The sequence below is a fragment of the SAR86 cluster bacterium genome (assembly GCA_029268615.1).
Classification (GTDB): domain Bacteria; phylum Pseudomonadota; class Gammaproteobacteria; order Magnimaribacterales; family Magnimaribacteraceae; genus JAQWNM01.
Map to the genome: position 1 here is coordinate 12,455 of JAQWNM010000013.1, position 13,624 is coordinate 26,078.

At 32.8% G+C, this 13,624-nt stretch carries 11 protein-coding genes and 1 pseudogene; 6 read left to right on the forward strand and 6 right to left on the reverse strand.

Annotated features, from left to right (window positions below; genetic code table 11):
• Nucleotides 1–22: 22 nt before the first annotated feature.
• Complete coding sequence (locus P8J93_06680; protein ID MDG2061481.1) at nucleotides 23–481, reverse strand: hypothetical protein; 459 nt, start codon at nucleotides 479–481, stop codon at nucleotides 23–25.
• Nucleotides 478–1,398, reverse strand: coding sequence for an RluA family pseudouridine synthase (locus P8J93_06685; protein ID MDG2061482.1), 921 nt, complete (start codon nucleotides 1,396–1,398; stop codon nucleotides 478–480). The genes P8J93_06680 and P8J93_06685 overlap by 4 nt, the downstream gene beginning before the upstream one ends.
• Nucleotides 1,399–1,703: 305 nt before the next feature.
• On the opposite strand from P8J93_06685, the gene P8J93_06690 reads away from it, so the two are divergent.
• Nucleotides 1,704–4,082, forward strand: a complete 2,379-nt coding sequence (locus P8J93_06690; protein MDG2061483.1) for an Rne/Rng family ribonuclease — start codon at nucleotides 1,704–1,706, stop codon at nucleotides 4,080–4,082.
• Nucleotides 4,083–4,086: 4 nt separating this feature from the next.
• On the opposite strand, the gene nudC is transcribed toward P8J93_06690, so the two are convergent.
• Nucleotides 4,087–4,917, reverse strand: coding sequence for an NAD(+) diphosphatase (gene nudC, locus P8J93_06695; GenBank protein ID MDG2061484.1), 831 nt, complete (start codon nucleotides 4,915–4,917; stop codon nucleotides 4,087–4,089).
• Nucleotides 4,918–4,987: 70 nt separating this feature from the next.
• On the opposite strand from nudC, the gene P8J93_06700 reads away from it, so the two are divergent.
• The 3 genes from P8J93_06700 to P8J93_06710 are packed head-to-tail and all read left to right on the forward strand — an operon-like array spanning nucleotide 4,988 to nucleotide 7,751.
• Nucleotides 4,988–6,361 (forward strand): SLC13 family permease, encoded by a 1,374-nt coding sequence (locus tag P8J93_06700; protein ID MDG2061485.1) that lies wholly within the window; start codon nucleotides 4,988–4,990, stop codon nucleotides 6,359–6,361.
• Nucleotides 6,361–7,308: a tRNA dihydrouridine(20/20a) synthase DusA gene (gene dusA, locus P8J93_06705; GenBank protein ID MDG2061486.1), complete on the forward strand. Its 948-nt coding sequence runs from the start codon at nucleotides 6,361–6,363 to the stop codon at nucleotides 7,306–7,308. Before P8J93_06700 ends, dusA begins: the two co-directional genes overlap by 1 nt.
• Before the next feature lie 2 nt (nucleotides 7,309–7,310).
• Nucleotides 7,311–7,751, forward strand: a complete 441-nt coding sequence (locus tag P8J93_06710) for a TerB family tellurite resistance protein (protein MDG2061487.1) — start codon at nucleotides 7,311–7,313, stop codon at nucleotides 7,749–7,751.
• Nucleotides 7,752–7,754: 3 nt separating this feature from the next.
• Here P8J93_06710 and P8J93_06715 read toward each other — a convergent pair whose 3' ends face one another.
• Together P8J93_06715 and P8J93_06720 are read right to left on the reverse strand one after the other, a co-directional pair.
• Entirely contained in the window at nucleotides 7,755–8,396 is a 642-nt protein-coding gene (locus tag P8J93_06715; GenBank protein MDG2061488.1) for a VacJ family lipoprotein, read from the reverse strand.
• Between the two features lie 59 nt (nucleotides 8,397–8,455).
• Nucleotides 8,456–9,277 carry an Mrp/NBP35 family ATP-binding protein gene (locus P8J93_06720; GenBank protein MDG2061489.1) on the reverse strand — a complete coding sequence of 274 codons (822 nt, stop codon included), beginning with the start codon at nucleotides 9,275–9,277 and terminating at the stop codon, nucleotides 8,456–8,458.
• A 64-nt stretch (nucleotides 9,278–9,341) separates the two neighbouring features.
• Between P8J93_06720 and metG the strand changes: the two are divergent.
• Nucleotides 9,342–11,335, forward strand: a pseudogene (metG, locus tag P8J93_06725) (methionine--tRNA ligase).
• Nucleotides 11,336–11,339: 4 nt separating this feature from the next.
• Nucleotides 11,340–12,374: an NAD(P)/FAD-dependent oxidoreductase gene (locus P8J93_06730; protein MDG2061490.1), complete on the forward strand. Its 1,035-nt coding sequence runs from the start codon at nucleotides 11,340–11,342 to the stop codon at nucleotides 12,372–12,374.
• Here P8J93_06730 and P8J93_06735 read toward each other — a convergent pair.
• Nucleotides 12,371–13,585 (reverse strand): argininosuccinate synthase, encoded by a 1,215-nt coding sequence (locus P8J93_06735; GenBank protein MDG2061491.1) that lies wholly within the window; start codon nucleotides 13,583–13,585, stop codon nucleotides 12,371–12,373. The two genes, P8J93_06730 and P8J93_06735, sit on opposite strands and share 4 nt — an antisense overlap.
• Nucleotides 13,586–13,624: the final 39 nt, after the last annotated feature.

Genomic DNA, 13,624 nt, shown 5'->3' on the forward strand with positions numbered 1-13,624 from the left:
TGAAAGCATTTTAAATGAAATCTTAAAGAAGGTCTTTAAGTTTTTTAAAAGGACTCTCTTTTTTTATAGCGGAAAGGTGTTTCTCTTTACACTTTTGATCTTCACAAAAAATTCCATTTGGGTAGCTTAATTGAATTTCTTCTTGCACTAAATCTTCAATTGAAAAGCAACTTAGATCTTGATAATGGATTTCTTCAAAATTACTTTCATTCTTAAATTCAAGATTTTTTTCTAAAACAGTGACACTTACTTCAAGTGACAATGGAAGATTAATAGTCTTTAAGCAGCTGCTACAATAATCCTTACAATCTAGATTTATTGATCCTTTTATAGAAAAATTATCTTCTGTTATTTTATTAATTACTAAGGCTATTGATACACGCTCTTTATTATTATCTATAGAACTTGCCTTAATCATTAAATCTACTTCAACGTTTACTACACTAGGAAATTCTATTTCAAGTAAATTCAAATCTTTCATTTAATTTTATTGGCTAAATTAATAAACTCTTTTGGTTCTTCTGCTTGAAATCCAATATCTAAACTAGGAAAACTTATAGATTTTGCGTGCAACATCATTCTTTTATGCCCTTGAATTGCCATCTCTTTATTAAAAATTTTATTTCCATATTTTCTATCCCCAACTATAGGATGGCCTAGAAAATCACAATGCACTCTTATTTGATGGGTTCTTCCTGTTTTTATGGAACAATTTACTAAAGCTAAATTATTATCTTGTTTTAGAACCTTAAAAAGAGAAGTAGAAAATTTTCCTTCTGTTACAACTTTTACTTTCTGCTCCCCCGACATACTGCCAACCTTGTCAAGATCAACAGTAACTTCTGTAACATTCTTTTTCCAGCCTGCTTTTGTAATAGCCACATAGTCTTTAGAAACTTTTTTTTGTCTTAAAAGTAAATGAAGTTCTCGTAATTTACTTTTCTTCTTAGCTAAAAGGATGCACCCAGATGTATCTTTGTCTAATCTGTGGACTAATTGTATGGCCTTATAGGCGGGTTTAATTTGTCTTACGATTTCTATTAATCCTAAAGATATGCCACTACCTCCATGACTTGCTATGCCAATTGGTTTATTTAATGCCAAAAGATTACTATCTTCATAAATAACTTGTCTTTTTATTAATTCTATTAGATTTTCACTTGGCAGAATTTGGTGGTCCTCTTTTTTGATTATAGGGGGAATTCTAACTATATCCCCTAAAGATATTCTTTGCTTAGGTTTATATCTAAGACTATTAACGCGAACCTCACCTCTTCTAATAATAGAATATATTTTTGATCTAGGAACACCTTTAAGTAACGAAATAAGAAAGTTATCCAAACGCATACCATCATGATCTGCATCTACAGACTCTTTACTTACTCTTTGAAATTCCATAACAGAATTATAAAGCCTTTGTATTCATAAACTTTGATTATTTAGCTATTTGTGGTACTTTGCTCGGAGATTTTGTTTAAAAGTAATGAAATTTTAACTTTAAACTTAATTAAAATTGAAAGAAAGTAGGATATTTAGGGCATAAAAAAGCCCTCAAGGGATTTGGAATTTTTTTGTTATTTGAACGTGGCAAAAAAAATAGAAGGTAATACGTTCATTAAAATATATCTAAAAAAATATTAATTTAATATCTTTTAGGTCTTTAGTAAAAAACTACTTTCTTTATAAAAATATAAAGGAAACAAATGAAAAGAATGTTAATAAATGCATCTCAACCAGAAGAGTTGAGATTAGCCCTAGTTGATGGACAAAGCCTATATGACTTTGATTTAGAACAAATTGGCTATGAAAGAAAACGAGCGAATATCTACAAAGCAAGAGTATCAAGAATAGAGCAAAGCCTTGGTGCAGCTTTTATTGATTACGGCGCTGAAAGACATGGATTCCTTCCAATGAAGGATATAGCTCCACAGTATTTTCCTAAGGGAAAGTTCTCAAGAAATTCTTCAATAAAAGACTGCTTAAAAGAAGGTCAAGAAATAATAGTACAAGTTGAAAAAGAGGAAAGAGGAAATAAGGGTGCAGCCCTAACAACTTTCATAACACTGGCTGGGCACTATATTGTTTTACTGCCTAATAATCCAGAAGCCGGCGGCATCTCTAGAAATCTTGATCCGAAAGAAAGAGATAAAATTAAAGCAAGTATTAGAGCTCTAGAAGTTCCAGATAAAATGGGGCTTATAGTTAGAACAGCTGCAAAAGGTGTTGAAAAAAATGAACTTGAGTGGGATCTAGAATATTTATTAAACGTATGGGATGCCATTATTGAGGCGAATCAATTAAGGAAGGCTCCTTTCTTGGTTTATCGTGAAAGTGATTTAATTACGAGATCGTTAAGAGATTACTTAAGAGATGATATTAAAGAAGTGTTGATAGACTCAGAAGAAGCTCATGAAAAAGCACTAGATTTTGTATGTAAACTAATGCCTGAATATGAAAGCAGAATAATTCATTATACTGAAACAACCCCTTTATTCAGTAAATACCAGATAGAGCCTCAAATAGATTCAGCCCAACAAAGAGAGGTTACTTTAGAAAGTGGTGGCTCAATTTGTATTGATCAAACAGAAGCTCTTGTTGCAATTGATATAAATTCAGCAAAATCTACAAAAGGATCTAATATTGAAGATACAGCTGTTAAGACTAATTTAGAAGCAGCAAAAGAAATTGCAAAACAGTTACGCCTTAGAGACATAGGAGGCTTGATAGTTATAGATTTCATAGACATGACTTCCTTAAAACATAAAAGACAAGTCGAGGAAGCTGTTTGGGAATCAGTTGAAATGGATAGAGCAAAAATACAAATAGGAAGAATTTCTAGGTTTGGATTAATTGAAATGTCTCGTCAAAGATTAAGACCTTCTCTTCAAGAAAGATGGCAACAAGATATAAATAGTCTTTCAACAGCTGTTCTCAGAAGAATCGAAGAAGAGTCAGCTAAAGAAAATAGCTTAGAGATAAGAGCTAAAGTTTCTCCCGAGATGTCTGTTTATCTCTTGAATGAAAGAAGATCTAGAATCAATGAAATAGAACAAAAGGCAAGTATAAGGATAGTTATAAAAGCAGATCAAACAAGAGAAGATGATAGGTATGAAGTTACAAGAATAAGAATCAATGATGCTAAAAATAATAAGGTTCCTCAAGAGGATAAGGAAGATAAAAACGTAAAACAACCAGAAAAGAAAAAAAATATTAAACCAAAAAAACTGGAAGTAGCTGCCGTTGATATTGTGCAAAAAGCAAGGCCTGTAAAAAAAGATAAAGGTTTTTTTGGAAGGCTAATAGATAATCTTTTTAAGAAAAAAGCTATAACGCCTCCGTCTCCTAAGCCAAGAAAAGCTAGCAACCAAAATAAGAATAGAAGAACTAACTACAAAACTAGTAACCAAAATAAGAATAGACAAGCTTCTGCTAATAAAAAAGAAGATAGTAAAAAATTAAACCCTGAAAAAGCAAAAAATAGACCAAATAATCCAAAAAATACTAAAGATAAACAAAGTGCAAATAAAAGCACTACCCCTAGAAAGCCTGTTAAGCAAAAGACTAAAGAAGTTGATGGCAACAAGATAGAGCCAGAAAATAATTCAATAAAGAACGTAAATTCTAAGGCATCTACTTCTAGTAAAACATCAAAAAAACCTAAGGATTGGGGTCAAGCGTCCAATGACCCTAGATTCAAAGAAATACCTGCTTCAGGAAACACAGAAGAAATCCTTAAAGAGGTTGATGGCAACAAGATAGAGCCAGAAAATAATTCAATAAAGAACGTAAATTCTAAGGGATCTACTTCTAGTAAAACATCAAAAAAACCTAAGGATTTTGGTAAGGCAGATAATGATCCCAGGTCAACTGAAATGCCCTCTTCAGTAAATACAGGTGTATTAAGTCAGCAAGAAATTCTGACAAAAAATGACGATATTACTGAAAATAAATCTGAAGAAAAGACAAAAATTAAAAATACTGAAGAAGAATCTAATAAACTTGACTCTATCAATGATACAGAGAGCTCGAAGAGAGCTTCTGACTGGGGTATGGCTTCAAATGACCCTAGAAACCAAAGTTGATAATTTATCCCAAGCTCTTGATATAGGATTCAATTAATTGTCCAGAAATAGAGATGTTACCTGTTGGTACTTCAGGAAGATTTTGATAATTAAACCAATCTGCTTTATCAATTTCAAGGCCATCTGGTTTTATATCTCCAGATTTAAATTCGGCATGAAATCCAAGCATTAACTGACTGGGAAAGGGCCAAGACTGACTTCCGTAATAAATAATATTCTCAATCTCTATATTCACTTCTTCTAAAACCTCGCGTCTTAGGGAATGTTCAGCAGATTCGCCAGGTTCTATAAAACCAGCTAGAGTACTGAAAAAATTTCCTGGAAAATTCTTATTGTGCGCAAGAAGTAATTCTTCCCCTTTAGTAACTAAAACTATTACACAAGGAGATATTCTAGGGTAGACCAGGTTGCCGCAAGAACATTTCATTGCTCTTTCCTTCTCATCCTCTTGAAGACTTTTACTGCACTTACCACAATATTGATTTGATCTATACCATTCAACAATTTGTACTGCTCTAGACAAAGCGGTAAACAGAGAATCCGCAACTCTTCCTAGAAGAGCATACATGGTAGACATCTTAGTATTATCGAGTAAGTTACTTGATTGTGATAATTCAGCTGCATAAAGAGCTTTATCGTCTAAGTATCCTAGAAAATGTTCGGAAAGTAATTCTAAACTTGACCACTTTAAGTCATCTTCTGCTAGGAGTGCAACTTGCCCAGAAATACCATCTTCTAAAACTTCTTGCCCTCTTATTATTAGGAATATTTTTTGATTATTCGAAGTATTAATATTTTCAGGGATGAAAATAGATTTATCATGGTATAAAATCATTTTTTTTTGTTGTATTTTAGAGTATAAATTATTTTATACGAATTTTTTTAAACTAATACTAAGATTTATTATGCATGAATTAGTAATGTCAGAATCAATGTTTGTTTCGGCCGTAATACTCGTATTAAGCTTTGTTGGTATCTTTACAGAAACAGTACATGGATTTCACAGAGTAAAAGTAGCGATGGCAGGAGCTGCTGTAATGCTCGTGGTTGGTCAATCGTATGGTTTCTACTCCCCAGAAGCAGCTTTTAAAGCGGTAGATTGGAATGTAGTATTCCTTCTTGGCTCAATGATGGCTGTTGTAACGATTATGATAAATTCAGGCGGCTTTGAAGTTCTTGCAGCTAATATAGGAAAGGTAGCAAAAGGCAGGCAATTTATGCTTCTTGCCCTACTTGGCACAGCTGTAACGGTCATATCATTATTACTTGATAACGTCACAACCGTTGTAATTTTTGGACCATTAATTGTATTGATCTGTCAAAAAATGAGGGTTAGTGCAATTCCTTATTTAATGGCGGCAGCTTTATTGTCAGATACTGGAGGTGTAGCTACTTTAGTGGGTGATCCTCCAAACTTAATGATTGGATCAGCATTTGATATCGCATTTATGCCATTTGCTTACAAAATGTTTCCAATAGTTTTTGTAGCTTGGATCGCAACAGTTTTCTTTATGAGATATTTATTTAAAGAAGAACTGGCAATTGTACCTGAGGGTAAATTCGAAGACTCAATTCCTTATAAGGATAAAACCTTGTGGAATAAATCACTTTCAATTTTAGGATTAATGGTAATTCTCTTTATCATCCATAACAAAATAGATTGGGAACCATGGATGGTTGCCGGTACAGGTTTAATTCTTTTAACTATTCTTGCTAAGGAAATAGAATTTTCAGATGTAATGAAAGATATGACTCACGAAATACCGTTACTAATGTTTTTTGTTGCGTTATTCATGATAGTTGGTGGAGTAGAAGGAAGTAAATTTCTTGAATACCTAGGTCAATTTATAATTCCCTTCTTGATTGACCCGGTAACAGGCGAAGTTATTCAGGAAAACTTCATGATGACTTGTATCGCATTAATGTGGGTTGCAGCTATCATGTCAGCAGCCATAGATAATATCCCATTTACTGCTGCTATGATTCCGATCATTGCCTCATTAGAAGCTGTAGGTGTAAATATTGCAGCATTATGCTGGTGTCTTGCAATAGGAGTTGGTATGGGTGGTAATGGTACTCATATTGGTTCTACAGCAAATGTATATATAGTTACTGTTTCAGAGAAACTAGCTAAAACAACAGGTAATCCTGATATGGCAATTACTCCTCTTAAATGGGCGCAAAAAGGTTTACCTGTGATGATTTTGACTTTGGTGATATGCACCATAATTATGTATCTATTTTTTGACTATTATGCATTGCCCCTTCATACATCTTAATGATTCGTAGATTTTGTGTTGCTCCTATGATGGATAGGACTGACTGTCATGAAAGGTATTTCTTAAGATGTATCACCAAAAGAGCATATCTTTATACAGAAATGATACATGCCAATGCTATTATTCATGGAAAGAGAAATTTAATATCTTACGACAAAAAAGAACACCCTCTTGCAATTCAAGTAGGAGGATCTGATCCAGGAAAGTTATCACTTTGCGCGGAAATTGCTGAAGAGTCTGGTTTCAAAGAAATTAATCTTAATATAGGGTGTCCAAGTCAGAGAGTTCAAGATGGTTCATTTGGAGCTATTTTAATGAAGAATGCTCCTTTAGTAGCAAAATGCTTAAAGGCGATGAAAAATAGTTGCGATATACCAGTAACCGTCAAATGCAGGATCGGAGTAGACAAAATGTGCGAAAAGAAGGATCTACAAAATTTTATTTTTAGCTGCAAGGACGAAGGAGTGGAGACTTTTATCATTCATGCGAGAAAGGCATGGCTTAAGGGCCTTAATCCAAAACAAAATAGAGAGATACCGCCTCTTAATTATGGCGCAGTTTATGATTTAAAAAATTTATTACCTGATACAGAGATAATCATAAATGGTGGAATAAAAACTCTTGAAGAGTGCAAACTGCATCTTAATTATGTTGATGGAGTGATGATTGGAAGAGAGGCTTATGAGAACCCGTACCTTTTAAAAGATGTAGATTCAAAAATATATGGGGACACTTTTTTGAAAACTTCTAGAAGTGAAATATTACTAAAACTTTTTCCATATATGGAAAAACAATACAAGAATGGTGTAAATTTACAATATATTTCTAAGCATTTGATGGGTTTATATAAAGGCACAAAGCAAGCTAAAAAGAATAGAAAATTTTTTGCAAATTTAGCCTATCAAGAAAATCCTTTAAAATTAATACAAGAAATGATACAAACATAAAAATGATTAAAAAAATAAGAAATATTTTTAGTAAATTAGAAACTGATGATTATGATAATAATACTCAAGAAGATGTAAATATAACTTGTGCTGCATTACTTATAGAAACTGCATACGCCGACAAGACCTTGGAAAAAGATGAAATAAATTCTTTACGCTCTTGTTTGCAAGAAGTCTATGGATTAGAAGAACAGATAGTTGAATCACTTATAATTGAAAGCGAAGCAAGCATTAAAAACAGCACATCTCTTTATGAATATACAAAACCATTAAATGACAATCTAAATTACAAAGAGAAATTACTGCTAATCAACACCATGTGGAAAATAGCATATGCTGATAATAGTCTTGATAAATATGAAGAACATTTAATAAGAAAGATTGCAGGTCTACTGTATATAGATCACACAGATTTTATTTCAGAAAAACTAAAAGCCCGTTAAGAATTAAAAATCAAATTCATCGGAGTCATCAAATTCATCTTTCATCATACCATTACTTATATCAAAAGCTCTTTGCTGATAGAAAGCATTTTTCATAAATGTGTATTTATCTCCTATGATTAAAGAATCAAAACCTAAATATCTGGCCCTTGTTTCTACTAAATCTATAAAAGTATATGTATAACTAGTCCTGTCATCATCTAAAGCTAATGTTGGGCTAACAAAACTATCCGGTATTTTTCCAAATGTATCTCTTAGCGTACTTGGGCCTAAAAGAGGTAAGACTATATAAGGACCAGCAGGAACACCCCAGACTGCTAAAGTTTGACCAAAATCCTCGTCATGTTTTTCTAAGCCAAAAGAAGTGGCAACGTTAAATAAACCTCCAATGCCTAAAGAGCTATTAATAATCACCCTTGTAAAGTCCATTATCCCGAGTTTAAAATGACCCTGTAAAATATTATTTATTCCGATACTTACATCTTCTACATTAGAAATAAAATTAGTGACTCCTGTCTGAACTATTTCAGGTGTTACATAGAGATATCCTCTAGCCAAAGGAGTAGCAATTGTTGCATCCATAGCCTCATTAAAATTATAAGTATTTTCATTCATAACCTGCCAAGGGTCTTCTTCGGCTGCCATAGTCCCCGAAGAGGAAATTAAAAAAATATAAAGAAAAAGTAAGTTATTTCTTAGCACAATCATTTTAATGTCGTCTGGGGTATCTCCTCATTTTGTGTTGTTCTTAAATTACCTATTTCTTGTCGAACGGATTCTGCTAGTTTAGCAAAATTTTCTTTGCATATAGAATTTTGCAATATATTTTTATTCTCATCAGAGTTTAATAAAGGAAATGATGTTAATAAGTCTAAATTATATTCTGTAGCTAATTTCTGCCCTCCTCCTTTTCCAAATATATAATGACGTTCATCACAATTATTACAATTAAAGTAACTCATATTCTCTACTAAACCTAAAATTGGTATAGAGAGTTTATTAATCATTTCTATACCTTTACGTGTATCTGATATAGAAACTTCTTCTGGGGTAGTAACCACTATGGCAGCAGTCAAAGGCAACCTTTGCATTAAAGTTAACTGAATATCACCAGTGCCTGGAGGTGTATCAATTATAAGATAGTCAAGACTGCCCCACTCGGTTTGGCTTAAAAGTTGCATAATTGCTCCACTTACCATTGGGCCTCTCCAGATTACTGGCATACGATCACTTGAAATAAGGCCCATAGACATAAAGCTAATTCCATCTACCATTAAAGGCTTAAGCATTTTTTGATCCTTCACCTCAACTGTTTTTTCTGCAACATCAAGCATAATTGCTTGACTTGGCCCATAAATATCTCCATCAACTAGGCCAACCTTGTGACCCAAAGCATTCAGTGACTTAGCTAAGTTTAAAGAGATCATGGATTTACCTACGCCTCCTTTTGCAGAAAATACTCCAATTAAAGACTTAACCTTTAATAAAGTTTCTGGAATTCTAAGTGCATTTGAATTTTCTGGCATAAAATTGAAATATAATCCGGTATAATTAAAATTCTTATTCTATTCTATATAAGCCTAGGCGCAAATGTCATCCAAAGAAAATTTAAAAAAATTCCTAGTAACAAACGCTTTACCATATGCTAATGGACCTCTTCATTTAGGTCATCTATTAGAACATATCCAAGCAGATATATGGGTTCGTTTTCAGAGATTAAAGGGGCATGAGTGTTTATTTGTTGCTGGAGATGATGCTCATGGAACTCCAATAATGCTTAAAGCTGAAGAGTTAGGCTTGACACCAGATGAGCTCATTCAAAATATTTATAAAGAGCATACTGAGGAATTATCTAAATTTCTTATTTCTTATGATAATTATCACACAACTCACAGCGAAGAAAATAAAGAGCTTTCTGAAAAAATATTTAAATCTGCAGAAAAAAAGGGACTAATAACAAAAAAAAATATAGAGCAGCTTTTTGATATAACTAAAGATATGTTCCTATCTGATAGATATGTAAAAGGTCAATGCCCCTCTTGTGGTGCAAAAGAGCAATATGGCGATAATTGTGAAGTTTGCAGCGCTACATATGATGCTTGCGAGTTAGTGGATCCAATTTCTCAATTAACTGATACAAAACCTACTCTTAAAGAGTCAGAGCATCTTTTCTTTCAATTAACTAAATTAAAAACACAAATAGTTTCTTGGTTAAATCAATCTGACATCCAAACATCAGTAATTAATAAACTTAATGAATGGCTATCTGGAGAACTTAAAGACTGGGATATAAGCAGAGATAAGCCATACTTTGGATTTCAAATACCGGGTTATAAAGATAAATATTTTTATGTATGGTTAGATGCTCCTATCGGATATATAGCAAGCACAAAGAATTTCTTAAAGAATAGCAATTCGTCCTTTAATTTAGATGATGTATGGGGAATAAAATCTGAATTTAATATTTATCATTTCATTGGTAAAGATGTCATGTACTTTCACACCCTTTTTTGGCCTGCATTGTTGAGCGCTGGAGAGTATAAAATGCCTAATGGAGTTCATGTACATGGCTTTCTTACTGTGAATGGAGAAAAAATGTCTAAATCTAGAGGAACTTTTATTTTAGCTAAAGCTTATCTAAAATTCTTAGAACCTGAATATTTAAGATACTTCTTTGCTAGCAAACTAAGTAATGGCGTTGAAGATATTGATATGAATTATGAAGACTTCAGACAAAGAGTAAACTCTGATCTAGTTGGTAAGTACATCAATATAGCAAGTAGAAGTGCTAAATTTATAAATAAGAATTTTGATAATAAACTTTCTGGAAAGTTAGACCAGCCTGAACTAGTGCAATCATTTGTAAATAAAAGTAATTTATTAGATGAACTATATAACAAGAGGCTCTATAGCAAGGCTGTAAAAGAAATAATGACACTTGCTGACCAAGCAAATCAGTATTTTGATTCAAAAAAACCTTGGATCTTAATTAAAGAAGATCCATCTTCTCAAGAAGTTCAAGCGATATGCACCACCACTTTGAATCTATTTAAAATACTTTCTATATATTTAAATCCTATTCTTCCTAAAATTACCAATGGTGCTTTTAATTTTTTAAACTTAAAGTTACAAACTTGGGAGGACATAAATTCTATTATTGTGGATAAAAGGATTAATAACTATGAACCACTTATTAATAGAATTACAGAAGATAATCTAAAATCAATTGAAAAAGAGGCGAAAGGATAAAAATGGAAGAAATAGAGATTCAAGATTTTATGAAAATAGATTTAAGAGTTGCAATAGTTGAATCAGCAGAAGATATTGAAGATGCAAATAAATTAATTAAATTAAATCTTAATTTAGGTGAATTAGGAAAAAAAACAGTCTTTGCTGGTATAAAGAAATCATACCAAAGCAAGGATTTAATTGGAAGGAAGCTTGTATGTGTTGCAAATCTTAAACCCAGAGAAATGAGATTTGGAACTTCGGAAGGAATGATTTTGGCATGCGGAGAGGACGAAAGCGGAATCTTTCTTCTCTCTCCAGACTCTGGAGCATTAGCAGGTATGCAAGTAAAATAAAGAAATGAAGAAAGTAATAGAGACAGATATTCTAGTTGTAGGAGCAGGTCCAGTAGGACTTTTTACTGTATTTGAAGCAGGGTTGCTGGGACTACATTGTGAGATTATTGACAACTTAGATAAACCAGGTGGTCAATGTTCTGAACTTTATCCAGAGAAACCAATATATGATATTCCTGGAGTTGCTATTCAAACAGCAGAGGAGCATGTAAATGCATTACTAGAACAAATCAGACCTTTTGATTACAACTTACATCTAAATCAAAGAGTCAATTCAATTAAAAAAGTAGATGATGATAGTTGGGAAGTAATAACGTCTGAAGACAGCCTCTTTAGAACTAAAAATATATTTATAGCCGCTGGAGGTGGTTCCTTTGAACCAAGAAGACCGCCCAGTGTAAAAGATCCAGACAAATTTTTATCAAAAGGAATAGAGTATTCCGTAAAAGAAAGGGATAAGTATCAGGATAAAGATCTTCTTATCTTTGGTGGAGGTGATTCTGCATTAGATTGGTCAGTAGAATTAGCTGAAGTTTGTAGATCTATTACCTTAATTCACAGAAGAGATGCATTTAGAGGGGCACCAAATACTGAAAAGAAGATGAGGGATTTAGTTCATTTAGGAAAAATTAATCTTAAAACTCCTTTTGTAATTGAATCAATAATAGGAAATAAAAAAGCGACTGGCGCTCTGATTAAAAACTTTGCAACTAAAGAAATAGAAGAAATTTCATCAGATGAGATACTGTTTCTTTTTGGGTTGAACAAAAAATTAGGTCCAATTTTAAATTGGGGCCTTGACTTAAAGGATAACAAAATAAAGGTAGATACAGAAAAATTTGAAACTAGTGAATCTGGAATATTCGCTGTGGGCGACATAAATGACTACCCTGGTAAACTAGATCTAATCTTATGCGGTTTCCATGAAACCACCTTAGCAGTTCAGCATGCATATAAAAGATTAAATCCTGGAGAAAAAGTGCCTTTCGGATACACCACTTCAAATACTAAGCTACAAAAGAAATTAGGAGTTTCTTAATCTTTTTTTCTTTTAGCGATAGCTTTTAATCTCACTGCATTGATTTTTATAAAGCCTGAGGCATCTTCTTGATTAAAAGTATCCGCACCATCTTCAAATGTAGCTACCTTTGGATCATATAAACTAAAATTAGATTCTCTACCCAATACTTCAATATTACCTTTAAATAATTTTAAACTTACACTTCCCTCAACATATTCTTGGGTTTTATCAATAAAAGCTTGTAAAGCGATCCTCTCAGGACTCCACCACAAACCGTTATATATTAAATTTGAATACTTTGGCATTAATTCATCTTTTAAATGAATAACTTCTCCGTCTAACGTTATTGATTCTATTGCCCTGTGAGCTTTTAATAAGATTGTTCCACCTGGAGTTTCATAACAACCTCTTGATTTCATACCAGTAAATCTATGCTCTACCAAATCCAACCTACCGATTCCATGCATTCCTGCTAACTCATTTAAATTTTGAAGTAAATCTCCAGGCTCTAACTTGCTATCATCTATGGAGATTGGATCACCATTTTTGAAACCAATTTTAATTAATGAAGGTTCATTTGGAGTATTCATCAGATTTTGTGTTCTTAGCCACATGTCTTCAGGTGGAATAGTATTTGTATCTTCCAATGGGCCGCCTTCGTATGAAGTATGAAGTATATTCTCATCCATAGAATATAGAGGGTCATTTTCACTTTTTTTATCTACTTCTATTTCTTCTTGTTTACAATAATTAACAAGATCAGACCTAGAATTGAAGTCCCAAATCCTCCACGGAGCTATGACTTGTATATTAGGACTAAGAGAGTAAGCGCTAAGCTCAAAGCGAATTTGATCATTACCTTTTCCAGTAGCACCATGAGATATGGCATGTGCTCCAGTATCATTCGCAATTTCTACCATCCTTTTTGCTATTAGTGGCCTTGCTATAGATGTCCCTAAAAGATACTCACCTTCGTAAACGGTATTGCATCTAAACATAGGAAAAATGTAATTCTTTACAAATTCATTTTTTAAATCTTCAATATGAATATTGGCTGCTCCAATTCTAATAGCTTTTTCTTCAACCTTCTGTGTATCAATCTCCTGTCCAAGATCAGCAGTAAAAGCGATAACTTCTGCAGAATAAGTCTTTTTTAGCCAATGAAGAATTACGGTGGTATCTAAACCTCCGGAATAAGCTAATATTATTTTTTTAAATTTACCTTTCATTTCTTAAAAAATAGCCGGACATTCTATAGTGAAAATTTT

Coding starts and splice junctions, on each gene's coding strand:
- P8J93_06700 (MDG2061485.1), top strand. CDS start 4,988: ATGCATGAATTAGTAATGTCAGAATCAATGTTTGTTTCGGCCGTAATA.
- P8J93_06690 (MDG2061483.1), top strand. CDS start 1,704: ATGAAAAGAATGTTAATAAATGCATCTCAACCAGAAGAGTTGAGATTA.
- P8J93_06720 (MDG2061489.1), bottom strand. CDS start 9,277: ATGCCAGAAAATTCAAATGCACTTAGAATTCCAGAAACTTTATTAAAG.
- P8J93_06680 (MDG2061481.1), bottom strand. CDS start 481: ATGAAAGATTTGAATTTACTTGAAATAGAATTTCCTAGTGTAGTAAAC.
- P8J93_06715 (MDG2061488.1), bottom strand. CDS start 8,396: ATGGCAGCCGAAGAAGACCCTTGGCAGGTTATGAATGAAAATACTTAT.
- P8J93_06685 (MDG2061482.1), bottom strand. CDS start 1,398: ATGGAATTTCAAAGAGTAAGTAAAGAGTCTGTAGATGCAGATCATGAT.
- P8J93_06710 (MDG2061487.1), top strand. CDS start 7,311: ATGATTAAAAAAATAAGAAATATTTTTAGTAAATTAGAAACTGATGAT.
- dusA (MDG2061486.1), top strand. CDS start 6,361: ATGATTCGTAGATTTTGTGTTGCTCCTATGATGGATAGGACTGACTGT.
- P8J93_06735 (MDG2061491.1), bottom strand. CDS start 13,585: ATGAAAGGTAAATTTAAAAAAATAATATTAGCTTATTCCGGAGGTTTA.
- P8J93_06730 (MDG2061490.1), top strand. CDS start 11,340: ATGAAGAAAGTAATAGAGACAGATATTCTAGTTGTAGGAGCAGGTCCA.
- nudC (MDG2061484.1), bottom strand. CDS start 4,917: ATGATTTTATACCATGATAAATCTATTTTCATCCCTGAAAATATTAAT.